The organism is Kinneretia sp. DJ1R-11, assembly GCF_025717595.1.
Lineage (GTDB): Bacteria > Pseudomonadota > Gammaproteobacteria > Burkholderiales > Burkholderiaceae_C > Paucibacter_A.
On sequence record NZ_JAJIRR010000004.1, the window covers coordinates 93,586 to 108,879 of the forward strand.

Annotated in this window: 16 protein-coding genes; 5 read left to right on the forward strand and 11 right to left on the reverse strand. The window is 66.8% G+C overall.

The annotated features are described in order from the left end of the window. Positions 1–3: 3 nt before the first annotated feature. Both LNV23_RS09230 and LNV23_RS09235 read left to right on the forward strand, forming a co-directional pair. A complete protein-coding gene (locus tag LNV23_RS09230; protein WP_263562724.1) occupies positions 4–1,722 on the forward strand; it encodes a histidine kinase in 1,719 nt (572 codons plus the stop codon). After that, positions 1,722–2,417 (forward strand): LytR/AlgR family response regulator transcription factor, encoded by a 696-nt coding sequence (locus LNV23_RS09235; protein WP_263562725.1) that lies wholly within the window; start codon positions 1,722–1,724, stop codon positions 2,415–2,417. The genes LNV23_RS09230 and LNV23_RS09235 overlap by 1 nt, the downstream gene beginning before the upstream one ends. Before the next feature lie 25 nt (positions 2,418–2,442). On the opposite strand, the gene LNV23_RS09240 is transcribed toward LNV23_RS09235, so the two are convergent. The 7 genes from LNV23_RS09240 to LNV23_RS09270 all read right to left on the reverse strand — a co-directional run bounded on the left by LNV23_RS09240 (position 2,443) and on the right by LNV23_RS09270 (position 8,444). After that, complete coding sequence (locus LNV23_RS09240) at positions 2,443–3,084, reverse strand: substrate-binding periplasmic protein (protein ID WP_411910558.1); 642 nt, start codon at positions 3,082–3,084, stop codon at positions 2,443–2,445. A 315-nt stretch (positions 3,085–3,399) separates the two neighbouring features. Then, complete coding sequence (rraA, locus tag LNV23_RS09245; protein WP_263562727.1) at positions 3,400–3,900, reverse strand: ribonuclease E activity regulator RraA; 501 nt, start codon at positions 3,898–3,900, stop codon at positions 3,400–3,402. Positions 3,901–3,933: 33 nt separating this feature from the next. Then, positions 3,934–4,155: an RNA-binding S4 domain-containing protein gene (locus LNV23_RS09250; protein WP_263562728.1), complete on the reverse strand. Its 222-nt coding sequence runs from the start codon at positions 4,153–4,155 to the stop codon at positions 3,934–3,936. After that, positions 4,142–4,600 carry a DoxX family protein gene (locus LNV23_RS09255; protein ID WP_263562729.1) on the reverse strand — a complete coding sequence of 153 codons (459 nt, stop codon included), beginning with the start codon at positions 4,598–4,600 and terminating at the stop codon, positions 4,142–4,144. Before LNV23_RS09255 ends, LNV23_RS09250 begins: the two co-directional genes overlap by 14 nt. Positions 4,601–4,608: 8 nt before the next feature. Continuing rightward, positions 4,609–5,046 (reverse strand): DoxX family protein, encoded by a 438-nt coding sequence (locus tag LNV23_RS09260; protein WP_263562730.1) that lies wholly within the window; start codon positions 5,044–5,046, stop codon positions 4,609–4,611. A 266-nt stretch (positions 5,047–5,312) separates the two neighbouring features. Beyond that, positions 5,313–7,073, reverse strand: a complete 1,761-nt coding sequence (locus tag LNV23_RS09265) for a thiamine pyrophosphate-binding protein (RefSeq protein WP_263562731.1) — start codon at positions 7,071–7,073, stop codon at positions 5,313–5,315. Between the two features lie 96 nt (positions 7,074–7,169). Beyond that, complete coding sequence (locus LNV23_RS09270; RefSeq protein WP_263562732.1) at positions 7,170–8,444, reverse strand: MFS transporter; 1,275 nt, start codon at positions 8,442–8,444, stop codon at positions 7,170–7,172. A 69-nt stretch (positions 8,445–8,513) separates the two neighbouring features. On the opposite strand from LNV23_RS09270, the gene LNV23_RS09275 reads away from it, so the two are divergent. Next, on the forward strand, positions 8,514–9,356 hold the full coding sequence (locus LNV23_RS09275) for an AraC family transcriptional regulator (protein ID WP_263562733.1): 843 nt from the start codon (positions 8,514–8,516) through the stop codon (positions 9,354–9,356). A gap of 27 nt (positions 9,357–9,383) precedes the next feature. Here LNV23_RS09275 and LNV23_RS09280 read toward each other — a convergent pair whose 3' ends face one another. Beyond that, positions 9,384–10,163 carry a substrate-binding periplasmic protein gene (locus LNV23_RS09280; protein WP_263562734.1) on the reverse strand — a complete coding sequence of 260 codons (780 nt, stop codon included), beginning with the start codon at positions 10,161–10,163 and terminating at the stop codon, positions 9,384–9,386. A 62-nt stretch (positions 10,164–10,225) separates the two neighbouring features. On the opposite strand from LNV23_RS09280, the gene nadA reads away from it, so the two are divergent. Continuing rightward, positions 10,226–11,332 (forward strand): quinolinate synthase NadA, encoded by a 1,107-nt coding sequence (gene nadA / locus LNV23_RS09285; protein WP_263562735.1) that lies wholly within the window; start codon positions 10,226–10,228, stop codon positions 11,330–11,332. Between the two features lie 118 nt (positions 11,333–11,450). After that, complete coding sequence (locus LNV23_RS09290; RefSeq protein WP_263519192.1) at positions 11,451–11,741, forward strand: late competence development ComFB family protein; 291 nt, start codon at positions 11,451–11,453, stop codon at positions 11,739–11,741. A 20-nt stretch (positions 11,742–11,761) separates the two neighbouring features. Here LNV23_RS09290 and modA read toward each other — a convergent pair whose 3' ends face one another. The 3 genes from modA to LNV23_RS09305 all read right to left on the reverse strand — a co-directional run bounded on the left by modA (position 11,762) and on the right by LNV23_RS09305 (position 15,140). Beyond that, positions 11,762–12,481 carry a molybdate ABC transporter substrate-binding protein gene (gene modA / locus LNV23_RS09295; RefSeq protein WP_318023219.1) on the reverse strand — a complete coding sequence of 240 codons (720 nt, stop codon included), beginning with the start codon at positions 12,479–12,481 and terminating at the stop codon, positions 11,762–11,764. 36 nt (positions 12,482–12,517) lie between these two features. Beyond that, positions 12,518–14,161, reverse strand: coding sequence for an L-aspartate oxidase (nadB, locus tag LNV23_RS09300; RefSeq protein WP_263562737.1), 1,644 nt, complete (start codon positions 14,159–14,161; stop codon positions 12,518–12,520). Between the two features lie 76 nt (positions 14,162–14,237). Next, positions 14,238–15,140, reverse strand: coding sequence for a sterol desaturase family protein (locus LNV23_RS09305; RefSeq protein WP_263562738.1), 903 nt, complete (start codon positions 15,138–15,140; stop codon positions 14,238–14,240). Between the last annotated feature and the right edge of the window lie 154 nt (positions 15,141–15,294).

Genomic DNA, 15,294 nt, shown 5'->3' on the forward strand with positions numbered 1-15,294 from the left:
GCCATGACACTCTTGCTGCGTTCGCTCTTGGCCGTGCTGGCCCTCTTGCTCTTGTGCGCGCTCTGGCAGCTCGGCGCCGCGCAGGGTCAAGGGGCCGGGGTGCAGATCCAGCCCGCTCAGATGCGCGAGCTCAGCCAGCCCGAGCGACCATGGCAGAAACTGGACCGCCGCCTGCTGGCGCAATGGGCCGGCCCCTACGAGCTGCGCTTTGAGATCGATCTGGACGAACAGGCGGCGCGGCAGCCCCTGGTGCTGGGCCTGCTTCTGCGCGCCGCCAGCGAGCTGAGCTGGGACGGGCAAGCCCTGGCCGGCAATGGCCGCGTCGGCCTCAATCAGGCCGAGGAGCAGCCCGGCCGTGTGGACCACTGGGTGCCCTTGCCACCGCAGAGGGCGGGCCGACACCAGCTGCACGTGCGGGCATCCAGCCACTGGCCGCTGGCCATTCGTTCGGGAGAGGCGGAGCTGCGCATTGCCAACTTACAGACCCAGGCCATCGCACGCGATGCGCCTTGGATGGTCGCCGCAGCGGCCTTCGGTTGCCTGGCCCTGGCCTGGGGCTACTTCATGCTCGCAGCCCACCATGCCAGACAGCAGACCGGGCGGCGCAGCGAGCAGCGCCTGCTGCTGGCCCTGGGCCTAGTCGGCCTCTTGCTGCCGCTGGCCGAGGCCTGGCGGCCGCTGCTGGGCTATGCCTATCCCTGGCACCCTTGGCGACTGGGTCTGATCCTGGGGCTGACCGGCTTGGCCGCCTGGCTGCTGCCCCTGGCCCTGGCGGCTCGCTGGCAATTGCTCGGGCCGGCCCGCCGCTGGGTGCCGGTGGCTGGCCTGTCCTTCTTGCTGCTGGCCTGGGCCGGCCCGGGCTACAGCTACGACATTGCAGGCTATTTGGCCCATGTGCTGGGCCTGTTGACGGCCGCCCTGATGTGCTGGCACGGCCGGGCGCAGGAGCCGGGCATGGCCTGGCCACTGCTGGCCACCGTGCTGTGCAGCCTGGCCCTGGCCCTGATCTGGCCGGGGGCCTTTCTTGACGGTTTTTACTTTCTGGCACTGGCCCTGCTGATGAGCCTCTTGCTGCTCGGTCATGCGCGCGGCCTGCTGCGCCTGGGCGAACAGGCCGCCCGCAGCGAAGCACAGCGGGCCGAGCTGCAGACCCGGCTGCTACGAAACAGCATGCAGCCGCACTGGCTGATGAACACCCTGACCTCGCTCCAGGAGCTGATCGAAACCGAGCCCGCTCGCGCCAGCCGCATGGTGGATCTGCTGGCCGAAGAGTTCAGCCAGCTGCGCCAACTCGGCGACGCGCCGCTGATCACGCTGGAGCAGGAGCTGGAGCTCTGCCGCGCACATCTGCGCATCCTGGCCCTGCTGCGCGGGCATGGCGTCACGCTGGAGGTCGAAGGCCAGCCGGCCGGCATCATGCTGCCGCCGGGCCTGCTGCACACCCTGCTTGAGAACGCGCTGACCCATGGCGGTGAACTGCGTGACCAACCCGCCTTCCTGCTGCAGATTGAACCGCAGGGCGACGCCACCGAGTTGCGCTTTCAGGCGCCGCAAGGGCCGGGGCGCAAAGGCAACAGCCCCTGCGGCGCCGGACGCCATTTCATCGAAACCAGCCTGGCCACAGCCTTCCCCGGGCGCTGGCGTTTCAGCGACGGACCCGACGGCCAAGGCCATTGGTGCAGCCTGCTGGTCCTGCCCCAGAACGCGGGAGGGCGGCCCTGATGCGCCTGCTGATCGTGGAGGACGAACCCCTGGTGCGTCAGCGCCTGCTGCGACTGTGCGGCGAACTGGTCGGGCCGGGCGTGCACTGCCAGGCCGTGGCCGAGCTGGGCGAAGCACAGGAACGCTTGCGCGCGGGCGGCTGCGACGGCCTGCTGCTGGACCTCAATCTGGCCGGTGAAGACGGCTTTCATCTGCTTCGCCAGGCCGTGGCCGGCGCCTTCCACACCGTGGTGGTGTCCGCCCATGCGGAGCGGGCGCTGCAGGCCTTCGAATTGGGCGTACTGGACTTCGTGCCCAAGCCCTTCAGCCGCGAACGCTTGCAGCAGGCCCTGCAGCGCCTGCTGGGCCAGGCCGAGGGCGCGCGCCGCAGCCTGCGTCAGCTGGCGGTCTGGCGTGCGCGCGGTGTGGCCCTGGTCGAGCTGAGCGAGGTGCTGTGCTTCCGCGCCGACGGTGAGGCCAGCGAGCTGCGCCTGATCGACGGCCGCGTCGAGCTGCATGCCAAATCACTGGAACGACTGGCCGCCCTGCTGCCCGGCGAGTTCCTGCGCTGCCACCGCTCATGGATCGTCAATCTGAAGCAGGCACGCCGCCTGCATGTGGCCAGCGGCAGCCGCTACACGCTGGAGCTGAGCGATGGCAGCGAGCTGCCGGTCGGCCGCACCCAGGTTGAGGCGCTGCGGGCGCGGCTGCTGTGAAGGCCAAGGCCGGTCTGCTGCTCAATCAGGGGCGCCGGGCGGGGCGCGGCGGATGGATGTCTGGAACGCCATCGAGCTGATGCTGGAGCAAGAGCCGTCGGTAGCTGCCATCGCGCTTGTAGGCCTGCAATCCCAGCTCCAAGGCCTGCAACAGCGCCGCTGAATTGGGGCGCCCAGGGACCACACCGACATGGATGGGCAACTCGGCCAGCGCCGGCTCCTGCCAGACGATCTCGTCAGCTTGCATTCCCGCAGCCTGGCGGCGCAGCAAATAGCGACCTACGGCATGCTCAAGCAAGGCGTAGTCAAAGCGCCCGGCCGCCAGCTTGCGCAAGTTTTGCTCGTCTGAGGTGCCCAGTTCAATATGCAAACCACTGGCCAGAATTTCCGGTGGATAGGCATAGTCGCGCACGACACCGACGCTCTGCCCTCGCAGCGCCTCGATGCTGAGGCCGGCTTTGCTCAGTTGCTCTCGCCGCACAAACAGACCCAAGCGGCTGACGAACCAAGCCGAACTCGGCAGCAAGCCATGCTGACTCAAGTCCCCCGGCCAGGCCAGCAAGACCAAGTCATAGCGTTGCTGCTTGAGCTCACGGGCCAGACGAGCCCAGGGCAAATAGTCCACATGCACGCTGTGGCCGAGTGGGCGCAAGATGTCGCGCAACATCTGGACGGCAGCGCCGCCATCCTTCAGTCCCGGCGCCGCATATGGAGGGTAGTCGGTCGTGAATACACGAATTTGACCTGACGCGAGCGCCGCGCCACAGACAGCCCAAGCGCCGATCACCCACAAATAACGCCACAACACGCACATGCGCAACGCCCACTACAACAAGCGCTCAGGGCGCCGTTTCGCTCAAGTTGGGCCCTGCCTCTAGGGCCCCCGGCCAGCATAGCGGCTGATCATGACCCTCCTTGAACTGGCCCGCTTGCCGCGGCCACGGGCCGTGCCAATCTGCACATTCGCTGGATTTGGGCAGGCTCAACTGCCGGTGTGCAAGGGCTGTTCGCTGACCACGACCCCGTCGACATCGGCATACAGCCACTCACCGGGACGCAGTGGCAGGCCATGCAGATGCAGGACCAGCTCGCTCTGGCCCTGACCTTTGCGGTCGGTCGGCATGGGCACATGGCCGAGGGCCAAGATGCCCAGAGGCGTGGCAGCCAGCTCGGCCAGGTCGCGCACGCAGCCGTGAATCAGCAGGCCGGCCCAACCGTTGGCCGCGGCAGCCGCCGCCAGATTGCCTCCCAACAAGGCACGGCGCAGGGAACCGGCGCCGTCCACCACCAGCACCTGGCCATGGCCCGGGCTTTCCACGGCTTCCTTGACGCGGCTGTTGTCCTCGAAACACTTGACCGTGCGCATGGGGCCGGCAAAGCGGGTCAGCGCACCATAGCTGCGGTAGACCCCAGGCAGCACGCGCAGGCGCCCGGACTCGTCGGACTTGAAGGCATCGCAAAAATCGCAGGTCGAGAATTCCATGGCGTGACACTTGCTCCCTTGGAAACGGCGGACTCAGGCCGAGGGCAGCACCTTGATGCGGGCATCCTGGTACTGCACGACTTGGCCGGCACGGATCTTGGCGGTCTTGCGCAGTTCCTCGCGCCCGTCCACCTGCACATGGCCCTCGCTGATGACCACGCGGGCACGGCCGCCGCTCTCCACCAAGCCGGTGGCCTTCAGCAGCTTGTCCAGTTCGATGAACTCGCCGCGCAATTCGAAATCAAGATGGTTCATGCCCTATTGTCGCCTGCGGGCCCAAGCCCTTGCGCTTGTGCGCCTCCCGGTCAAATGCGGCCACCACGAGGCAGATCGCGCACAAGGCAACACTGAACTCGGCGCCGCCATTGCCGAATTCACCGACGAACCAGCCCAGACGCAGGTGGATGAAAACAATGCCCGTGGCACTGATGCAGAACAAGCCCAATGCCACCCATTTGGCGAAGCGGTTGAAGATCAGCAAGCTTCCGCCCAGCAGTTCGATGGTGGTGGCGGCCAGACCCAGCTGATAGGCAAACGGCATGCCGAACTCCGACAAGCCGGCCCCCAGCCCCCTGAAATAGTTGGCCTCGGTAAAGCGCGCTCCGGCATGGATCATGAAGAACAGAGCCAAGGCCAAACGCAGGACGAAATAGGCCTGAGGGACGCTGAGAAACGGAAACGCGGCACATAGTTTCTTCATGTCGGACCTCATCCGCGCCTCGGCAGGGTTGGCAAGCCGAGCTGCGGCACCCGCACCGGCAGACCTGTTTCCTCCGGCTGCCTTTGCTCTTGCTGCGCTCGATCCACGGCCGCGAGGAATAGGCACATGGCACAAACAACAGCGCTGAACTCCATGCCTCCATCGCCGTATTCCGCCACCCACCAACCAGCATGCACCTGCACCAGCGCCATGGTCGCCACGCTGATCAAAAAGAAACCCAGGGCGATCCAGCGGGTGTACCGATTCAGAACAAGCAGGACCCCACCCAAGAGCTCGAACACCGTGACAAGCCAAGCCAGGGCCATGCTGAAAGGCACGCCCCGAATGGCCAGGCTCTCTGCACTTTGGGCGAGATCATGTTGCAGATAGAGCCGCATGCCCGCATGACCGACGAAGACAGCGGCCAGGGCCAGACGGAACAGCATCAACGCCGTCTCCACCGAGACAAACGGAAAGTCATCCAGTAGCTTTTTCATGAAAGTCTCGCAGCAGGATTCATGCGTGGCCCGTGCCCAGGCACAGACCCGGACAGCTGCTCAAGCTCAGCGTGGAGCAAGACAGCGCCGGCACGATAGGTCCTGCAGCACCGCCTGCCTAGCCTCATCCTGGGCATGTTGCGATCAAACGCTGTTTCCTTGCCTTGAACGACGGTGACGCAGGCGGTCTCAGCAAGCCTCCGGTGAGACTTCGCTCAAGCTTCTGCCTGTCGCAAGCGCTTCTCGGCGGCCTCGCGAATCGCGCTCAGCGTGCTGCGGCTGGTCGAGACATCGCTGGACAGGCGCAGATGGATCAGGGTCGGCTGGCCTTCGGCCGCCATGGCCGCCTGCAGTGCCGGCTCGAAGTCCTCGGTGCGTTCCACCCGAGCTGAGCGCCAGCCATAGGCCAGGGCCAGGGCGGCGAAGTCGGGGTTGTAGAGATCACTGCCCGAGACCCGGCCCGGGTACTCGCGCTCCTGGTGCATGCGGATCGTGCCGTAGGTGCCGTTGTCGACCACCACACAGATCAGGCGGCGGGCGCCGTAGCCGGTGGCCGTGGCCAGCTCCTGGCCGTTCATCAGAAAGTCGCCATCGCCGGCGATGTTGACGACCCAACGTTCTTGTTGAAGCAGGCTGGCGGCCACCGCTGCCGGCAGGCCATAGCCCATGGCGCCGCTGGTCGGCGCGAGCTGGCTGCGGCCATAACGCTGCAAACCCGTGTAACGGTGGAAGCGATGCAGCCAGCCGCTGTAATTGCCCGCGCCATTGGTGAACACCGTGCCCTCAGGCAGGCGCCGGCCCAGGGTCTTGACGACCTCGGCCATGTCCAGGGGGCTGACGGCCTGCGGCTGCAGATTGCCTTCGTAATCGGCGTTCGCCTGTTGGGCCCATGCGCTCCACGCAACCGCCTCGGGCGCCTGCAGCGAGGCCAGGGCCTGGGCGGCGCAGCTCATGCTGGCGTTGATCATCTGGTCGGCCGCGTAGACCCGGCCCAGTTCTTCGGCGCCGGCGTGGATGTGCACCAGGGTCTGGGCCGGGCGCGGCGCCTGCAGCAGGCTGTAGCCGCCGGTGGTCATCTCACCCAGGCGCGGGCCCACGGCGATGATCAGATCGGCGTCCTTGACCCGCTGGGCCAGCTTGGGATTGATGGCGATGCCGACATCGCCGGCGTAGAGCGGGTGGCGGTTGTCGAACAGGTCCTGAAAACGGAAGGCGCAGCCGACCGGCAGCTGCCAGCCTTCCGCGAACTCTTGCAGCGCGGCGCAGCTCTCCGCCGTCCAGCCGCCGCCGCCGGCGATGAGCAGCGGGCGTTGCGCGGCCAGCAGGCGCTCGCGCAGCTCGGCCAGGGCGGCGGGGCTGGGATAACTCTGGGCCGCCTGCACGCGCGGCAGCACCGGCGCCGTTGTGAACGCGGTCAGCATGTCCTCGGGCAGCACCAGCACCACCGGGCCGGGGCGGCCCTGCAAAGCGGTGTGGAAGGCGCGCGCCACGTACTCGGGCAGGCGGTCGGCGTCCTGCACCTCGCCCACCCATTTTGCAAAGCCCAGCGTGCCGGGGCCAAACATCTGGCGGTAGTCCAGCTCCTGAAAGGCCTCGCGGTCGCGCTGGTCGCTGGCCACCTGGCCGATGAAGAGAATCATCGGCGTGCTGTCCTGGAAGGCGGTGTGCAAGCCGATGCTGGCATTGGTGGCGCCGGGGCCGCGGGTGACAAAACAGATGCCGGGTCGGCCGCTCAGCTTGCCTTGCGCCTCGGCCATGAAGGCGGCGCCCCCCTCCTGCCGACAGGCGATGAAGCGTATGCCTTGTTCGCGGTGCTCATGGAAGCCATCAAGCACGGCCAAATAGGACTCACCGGGTACGCCGAAGACCTCCGTCACGCCTTGGGCGATCAAGGCTTCGACCAGCAGGTGGCCGGCCATGCGTGCTGAAGCCGCGGCGGGCGACGGAGTGGGATTGAGGCTGGGGCTGCTGTTCATGCGCCCGACTTTAAGCGCGGCCGGGCGCGGTCTGACTCTGGACTTACCCGCCATTGCCAAGGCGTCGCGATGAAGATCGCCCGGGCTTGCGCTGGGTCAAGCGCCGCGCACCCGCCGCACCAAGGCAGCCGCCGACATCGCCATCAGCAAGGACGCGGCCGCACCGCCAAACACGGCGCCGGCATGGCCGCCATCGAGCAGCGCGCCGAAGACGGGCGCCGCGGCGGCGAAGCCGATGTCCAGGCCCGAGTACACCGTGCCATAGACCCGGCCAGTGGCGCCCGGAGGCGCGGCGCGCTTGATCAACATATCACGCGACGGACCGGCCAGACCGGTGCCGAAACCGGCCAGGGCGACGATGAGGGCGGCCAGCGCGGGCGCCACCCAGCCACTGGCGGCCAAGATCAGCAGGGCCGCTGCAATGCTCAAGGCGATGGCGATATTGCGCTCCAGGGATTTGCCCTTGGCCACCCAGAAGCCGCCGATCACCATGCCGATGGCGCCGCAGAACATATAGCCGGTGACCACAAAAGCCGTGGTCGCCAAGGGCAGGCCGTAAAGGCTGGCCAGGGCCGGGCTGGCAAAGCTCTGGATGGCGCTCAGCGAGGCGGTGGTGAACAGAAAGAACGAGAAGCACAGCCAGACCGAAGGAAGGCGCAAGAACGCCAGCGGATGCTCGGGCGCCAAGGTGGCCGCGCCGGCTTTCTCGTGGGCCCAGCTGCCGTGGGCATCATCGATCGCCGCGCGCTGCCAAGCCAGCACGGCGATCACCGCCAGGCCCAGCAGAGCCGTGCCCAGGTAGGCGTAGCGCCAGTTGCCGCTCCAGCTGCTCAGCCCCAAGGCGAACAGCGGCGCCAGGCCCCAACCGATATTGCCCGAGATGCCGTGCACCGAAAACGCATGGCCCAGCCGCGCCGGCGAGACCCGCTTGTTGAGGATGGTGAAGTCCACCGGATGAAAAGGCGAGTTGCCCAGTCCGGCCAGGGCCGCCGCCAGCATCAGGCCGCCAAAGCCCTGGGCCAGGCCGGCCGCGGCCGAAGCTGCCACGAAGCAAGCGAGGGCCGCGAACAAAATCGGCCGGGCACCGCGGCGGTCGACGAGGAAGCCAGCCAAAGCCTGGCCGATGCCAGAAATCACGAAAAAGGTGGTGACCAAGAGGCCCAGCTGGGAATAACTGAGACCAAAGTCGCGGATGAAGACCGGGAACAGCGGCGGCAGCAGCATGTGGAAGAAATGCGAAGTGCCATGCGCCAGGCCGATCAAGCTGATGGTGGCGATGTCGCGCTTTTTCTGCGCGGCGGCTTGCTCGTCCGGGCTCAAGGCCGGGCCGGATGTGGAGGAGGATGAAGACAGGACTGCGGAAGAGTTCATGGCCTCAATGTAGGCGGCCCGGCTACGGCCGAGTTACGATAGTTCGCCAAAGAGTATTGATTTTCCGCCATGAGCCCTGCTCCCAAGAAAAGCCGGCCGCCGGGCCGCACCAGCCTGCCGCCGCTGGACCCGCTGCGCTACGCACCCAGTGCTGCGCGCCCGGTGCGGGCCAAGGCGCGGCAGATGGAAAACTGGATGGACATCCACGCCCACCAGCACGACTGGGGCCAACTGGTGTTCTCCATCAGCGGCGTCGTGCGGGTGAACACGCCCGATGCGACCTTCTTGCTGCCGCCCTCACGCGCCTGCTGGATTCCGCCGCTGCGCGAGCACGCGGTCACCGCCGTCGAACGCGCCGACCTGCGCACGCTGTATCTGCACGCGGAGCCGCCCGCGCCAGACTCACTGGCCTGGAGCCAGGCCCGGGTGCTGGAAGTGACGCCGCTGCTGCGCGAGCTGGTGCTTCAGCTGGCCACCAGCAGCGAGGTCCAGCCAAACGCCCCGGCGGTCGAGGCGCAGCGAGAGCACTGGATCGCCAGCCTGGTGCTGGATGAACTGAGCCGGGCCAAGCCCTTGCGTCTGGGCGTGGACCTGCCGCAAGACCCGCGCCTGCGGCGGCTCTGCGAGGCCATCCTGCAAGCGCCGCAGCGCCACACGGCTTTGGCCGACTGGGCCGCCGAGGTCGGTGCCAGCGAGCGCACCATCTCACGCCTGTTCCGCGAACAGCTGGGCAGCAGCTATGCGCAGTGGCGCCAGCAGGTGCTGCTGGCCCAAGCCCTGAGCCTCGCAGCCCGCAAGCGGCCCATGAGCCTGATCGCCGCCGAGCTGGGCTATGCCAGCGCCAGCGCTTTCAGCGCCATGGTGACGCGCACGGTGGGCATGCCGCCGAGCAAGTTCTTTGCCGAGGCCTGAAACGCCCCCGCATGAACTCGTGGCGACTCAGCGATAGCGCTGCAAGATCTTCTCGATCGCACCGTCGCGGATCAGCTGCCTGAGCGCCGCCTTGATGCGCGCCGGGTCTTGCTGGGGCCGCGGCGCCAGGGCACAGGCAGTGTCTAGGGTGGCCAGGGTCTGCAAGGTCTTGAGCCGCTGTGCCGCGGGCTGCTGCTTGTTGAACCAGTCGGCGATCAGGCGGTTGCTGACCCCAAAATCGCTGCGGCCGCGCAGCATCTTTTCGAATACTTGGGCTTGCGCAGGTGCGTCTTCGCGGCGCAGGCGCCCGCTGGCCAGGGCTTCGTCCAGAGCCGGGTAGAGATAACTGACAACCAGGCCCACCGAGGCGCCCTGGACGTGCGCCAGGTCCAGCTCATGGCCCTCGAACTCCGGTCGGGCCAGCAGCACGTCGTCCATGCGCAGCACGGGCTCGGTCCAGCGGCTGGCGGGCAGCTCTTGCTGCAACCATCTGGGGCTGACCAGGCAGTGCAGATCCACTTCACCGGACGCCAGCATGGCCTCCACCCGCTTGGGCGGGATGACGCGCACACGCAGCGGCACATCGAGGCGCGCGGCCAGCTCCTGGCCAAAATCAAACAGGATGCCGCCTTGCAACTGCCCGTTGGCATAACGCGCAAACGGCATGGCCCAGGATTGGCTGACACCCATGCGCAAGGCCGGCGGGCTCTCTGTCGGCAGCGCGGCGCCCATCGAGGGCGCCAGACTCAGGGCGACACCGAGCACGAAGGACAGGCACGCGGGCAAGACCTTGTAGGGACCGGGCATGTTTTCAGTGTACAAGCCCCCTGCCGCCGCCCGGCCCAGGCGCCTGAGCTACCATTTCCACCATGAACACTCAGGTTTTATTCGACTACACCCGCCAGGACGCCCAGGGCGACAGCTGCACCGCCCACGCCTGGGCCAAAGTGCCCGCGCCCCTGAACCCCAGCCAAAGACAGGCACTGAAAGCCCGCGCCGCCGAGCTGCTGCGCCAGCACAAGGCCGTGCTGGTGGCCCACTACTACGTCGATGGGGATCTGCAAGACCTGGCCCTGGAAACCGGGGGCATCGTCTCCGATTCGCTGGAGATGGCCCGCTTCGGCCGCGACCATGCGGCCCAGACCCTGGTCGTGGCCGGTGTTCGCTTCATGGGCGAAAGCGCCAAAATCCTGAGCCCCGAGAAGCGCGTGCTCATGCCCGATCTGGACGCCACCTGCTCGCTGGACCTGGGCTGCCCGGCCGATGAATTCGCCGCGTTTTGCGACGCCCACCCGGACCGCCAGGTCGTGGTCTATGCCAACACCAGTGCCGCCGTGAAGGCGCGTGCGGACTGGATGGTGACCAGTTCCTGCGCGCTCGAGATCGTGGCCGATTTGCATGCCAAGGGTCAGAAAATCCTCTGGGCCCCGGACCGCCACTTGGGCCGCTACATCCAGGAGCAGACCGGCGCCGACATGCTGATGTGGATCGGCGCCTGCATCGTCCACGACGAGTTCAAAGGCCTGGAGCTGGAGCTGCTGCGCGAGCAACACCCCGGCGCCATGGTGCTGGTGCACCCTGAGTCGCCCAAGAGCGTGGTCGAAAAGGCCGATGTGGTGGGCTCGACCTCGGCCCTGATCAAGGCGGTGGTCGAAGGCACCGCACAGGAGTACATCGTCGCCACCGACAACGGCATCCTGCACCGCATGCGCCAGCTGGCACCGGGCAAGACCTTGATCGAAGCGCCCACCGCCGGCAACAGCGCCACCTGCAAGAGCTGCGCCCACTGCCCCTGGATGGCCATGAACGGCCTGCAAAACCTGGTCGACTGCCTGGAGCAAGGTCTGGGCGAGATCCACATCGATGAGCCGATCCGCGTCAAGGCCCTGGGCTGCATCGACCGCATGCTGGCCTTCACCGCGGCACTCAAGGCCCGCCAAGCCGGCAGCCTGGTGCCGGGCATCGGGGCCGCCTGAAGCGGGCTTGGAAAATGGCGGCGGCAGGCTGCCATTTCCGCCGCGCAGCCGGGCGAAAAGCGGCTATCGTTGCTAGGATCAACCCGCCTTGCTGGCGATATGCGGAGACCCCTGCACCATGAGTCAAGATTTCAGCTCGCTCTACAACCACCACGAACGCGAGGTGCTGTCCGCCGTGATGGCGCTGGCACCGCAGTACCCGGCCATCCAGGCCGACAGCGACTTGCTTTGCGATGTGGCCTGTGTGGCCCTGAACCGCCTGCCGCCGCGCTACATCCGCCATGCGGTGGACTTCCTCTTCTACCTGACCGAACACGAGCGCCGCGAGATCGACACCGCGATCGAAGAGTCGGTGGACTACGCCTTCAACTTCGTGCAGGCGCGCACCGCGCTGCGTCAGCAAGGCTGAGCTTTTCGCGCCAGCCCGGGCTAAGGCTTGCGAAATCCGTGTCGGGCAAGCACCGTCTGGCCGGCCGGTGACAGCAAATAGTCGATGAATTTGCGTGCTTCGACTTCGTTACGTCCCCCACTCACGGCAGCCACCGGGTAGCGGATGGCGGTCTCGGTCGACACGCGGAACTGCACCTTGACCTTGTCCTTTTGCACCAAGGCATCGGTGGCATAGACGAATGCTGCATCCACTTCGCCACGCGCTGCATAGTCGAGGGCTTGGCGCACATTGACGGCATAGATGGCCTTGGCCTCCACCACAGGCCACAGCTGGGCCGCCTCGAGCGCACCCTTGGCATAACGGCCCGCCGGCACGCCTTCGGGCCGGCCCAGCGCCACGCGCTTGACGCCGGGCTTGCCCAGATCGGCCAAGCCGCTCAGGCTCGGCCCACCTTCGGCAGGCGTGACCAGGACCAACTCATTGCTGACGAAGTTGCGTCGGCTGCCGGGCAGCAGAAGCTTCTGCACTTCGGCACGATCCATGGTTTCCTGGTCGGCCGCGGCGAATACATCGACCGGCGCGCCCTTGGCGATCTGGGCCAGCAGCGTGTCCGATGCGGCGAAATTGAACAGCAGGCGGGTGCCAGGGTTCTGGGCCTCGAAGGCAGGAGCGAGCTCCCGGAAGGCATTGCTGAGGCTTGAGGCCGCCGATACCGTCAGGTCCGCGGCCTCGGCCACACCCACCAATGCGAAGAGCACGACGGATGCCGCTAGATGACGTGACGCCCTCATGGCTCAGCGCTTGGTACGCAGGCCGCGCTCGGCCACCAGCACGGTCGGGAAGCTGACCGGCAAGGTGCGCGGGTAGTCGCGGCTGTAGTGCAGGCCGCGACTCTCATGGCGCAAGAGTGCCGAGCGCACGATCAGCTCGGCGCAGTCGACTAGATTGCGCAGCTCCAGCAGGTCGCGGGTGACACGGAAATTGGCGTAGTAATCGTCAATCTCGGCGCGCAGCAAATGGATGCGATGCAGGGCCCGCTCCAGGCGCTTGGTGGTGCGCACGATGCCCACGTAGTTCCACATCAGGAGGCGGATCTCGTCCCAGTTGTGGGCGATCACGACCTGCTCGTCGGCATCCTCGACCTGGCTCTCGTCCCAGGCCGGCAGCGGCGCCGGCGGCAGAGCCGGCAGGCCGAGGATGTGCTCGGCGCAGGTCTGGCCCAGCACCACGCATTCCAGCAGCGAGTTGCTGGCCAGGCGGTTGGCGCCGTGCAGGCCGGTGTAAGCGGTTTCGCCCACGGCGTAGAGACCGGGCAGATCGCAGCAGGCCTGCAAGTCGGTGACGGCGCCGCCGCAGGTGAAATGCACAGCCGGCACGACCGGGATCTTCTGCCGCGCGATGTCGATGCCCAGGGCCAGGCAGCGCGCATGCACGGTGGGGAAATGTTCCTTCAAGAAGGCTTCGCCCAGGTGGGTGGCGTCCAGCCACACATGGTCGACGCCGTGCTTCTTCATCTCGAAGTCAATCGCGCGGGCGACGATATCGCGCGGTGCCAGCTCCATGCGCTCGTCATGCGCGGCCATGAAGCGGCCACCGCCGACATGGTCGGGCAGCACCAGATGGCCGCCTTCGCCGCGCAGCGCTTCCGTGATCAGGAAGCTGCGTTCTTGCGGGTGGTAGAGGCAGGTCGGGTGGAACTGGATGAACTCCATATTCGCCACCCGACAGCCGGCACGCCAGGCCATGGCAATGCCGTCGCCGGTGGATGTGTCGGGGTTGGTGGTGTAGCGGTACACCTTGCCGGCGCCGCCGGTGGCCAGCACCACGGCGCGCGCGGCCAGGGCCTCGACGCGCTGGGTGTCGATATTGAGCGCGTAGATGCCGTAGCAGCGCGGCTCTTCCTCGCGCTGCACATGGCGTGAGGTGATCAGGTCCAGCGCCATCCAGCGCTCACGCAGGTCGATGTTCGGGTGGGCCTGCGCAGCGGCCAACAGCTGTTCGTGGATGGCCTTGCCGGTGGCATCCGCAGCGTGAGCGATGCGGCGCACGGCATGGCCACCTTCGCGTGTGAGGTGAAGGCCCAGCGGGCCTTCTTCGTCTGCGGTGAAAGGCACGCCCTGGTTGACCAGCCACTCGACGGCTTTGGCACTGCGCTCGGCGATGAAGCGAGCCGTCTCCTCGTCCACCAGGCCGGCGCCGGCGTCGCGGGTGTCGCGCACATGGGAGTCGATGCTGTCATCACTGCCCAACACGCCGACGATGCCGCCCTGCGCCCAGGCGGTGGCGCCCTCGCCCAGCTGGCGCTTGGCCAGCACCACCACGGGCACGCGATCGGCCAAATGGAGCGCTGTGGTCAAACCGGCCAGACCGGCCCCGACGATCACCACCGGCTGGGTGGCTGCAGATTCGGCGCTCGTGCCTGCGGGAAAGCCTGTCATGGATAGGGAGCCTCAAACGCCGCGCTTCTTGTCTGTCACGTCGGCGTCATATAAAAGAAGAGGCATTCTACGGAGATCAGCCCGGACTCGCGGACGAGCCCGCCTTGTCCCCGTGGCGCTGCCATTCCGGCGGTGCCCACAGGTGCTTGAGTCCCAGCCACAGGCTGCGTTCACGCCGCATATCCGCGAACATGGCCGCCCATTCGTGGGCATTGAGCCAGAACAGATTGTGGGTCTCGACCGGGTGCTGCAGGCCGTAGTCCACCGGCTCGCCTTCGGGCACAAAAGTACCGAAGAGCCGGTCAAACACGATCAGCATGCCGCCGAAGTTGCGGTCGATGTAGACCGGGTTACGGCCATGGTGAGCGCGGTGGTGCGATGGGGTGTTGAAAACCCATTCAAACCAGGCCGGCATGCGATCGACCCATTGGGTGTGGACAAAGAACTGGTAGCCCAGATTGAGCGAGAGCGCGAACAAGACCCAGCGCGGCTCGAAGCCCAGCCAGACCATGGGTGTGTAGAACAACCAATTGCCGGCGATGGGGTAGAACCAGCTCTGTCGCAGCGCCGTGGTGAAGTTCATCTGCTCCGAGCCGTGGTGAACCACATGGGCGCACCAGAACCAGCGGATGCGGTGGCTGGCGCGGTGGAACCAGTAGTAGAGGAACTCCACCGCCAGAAACAGGCCGATGAAGTTCAAAGGCGTCACCTCGAGGGTGAACAGCCGGTGCTGGTAGATCCAGCCCATGGCCGGCAGCACCCACACGGCCAGCAGGACCAGATCGACGAGCAAATAGCTGCCCCCGCTGTTCATGCTGTCCAGGGTGTCGCGCCAGCGGTAGACGCGGCGCTGGCGCAGGCGCCAAGCCTCCAGGGCGATGAAGACCATGAAGAGGGGCGAGAGCAGCAGCAGGGTCAGGTCGCGCCAGTCGCCGTGGCGCAGGTAGAGCTGCTGAAAGAAGTCGGTCAGGGCGTCCATGGTGGGTGCGCAAAAGGGAAGAAGCCGCGGCAGCCGCCATGATGCGCCGCCGCGCGCGCCGCTGCTTGACGCAGCGGACCAATCGCTTGACGAATCACGCCAAATCGGCGCCGCCCTGGCGTTTTTCCCGACCGCCGCGTAGCGCTGCTCGGGC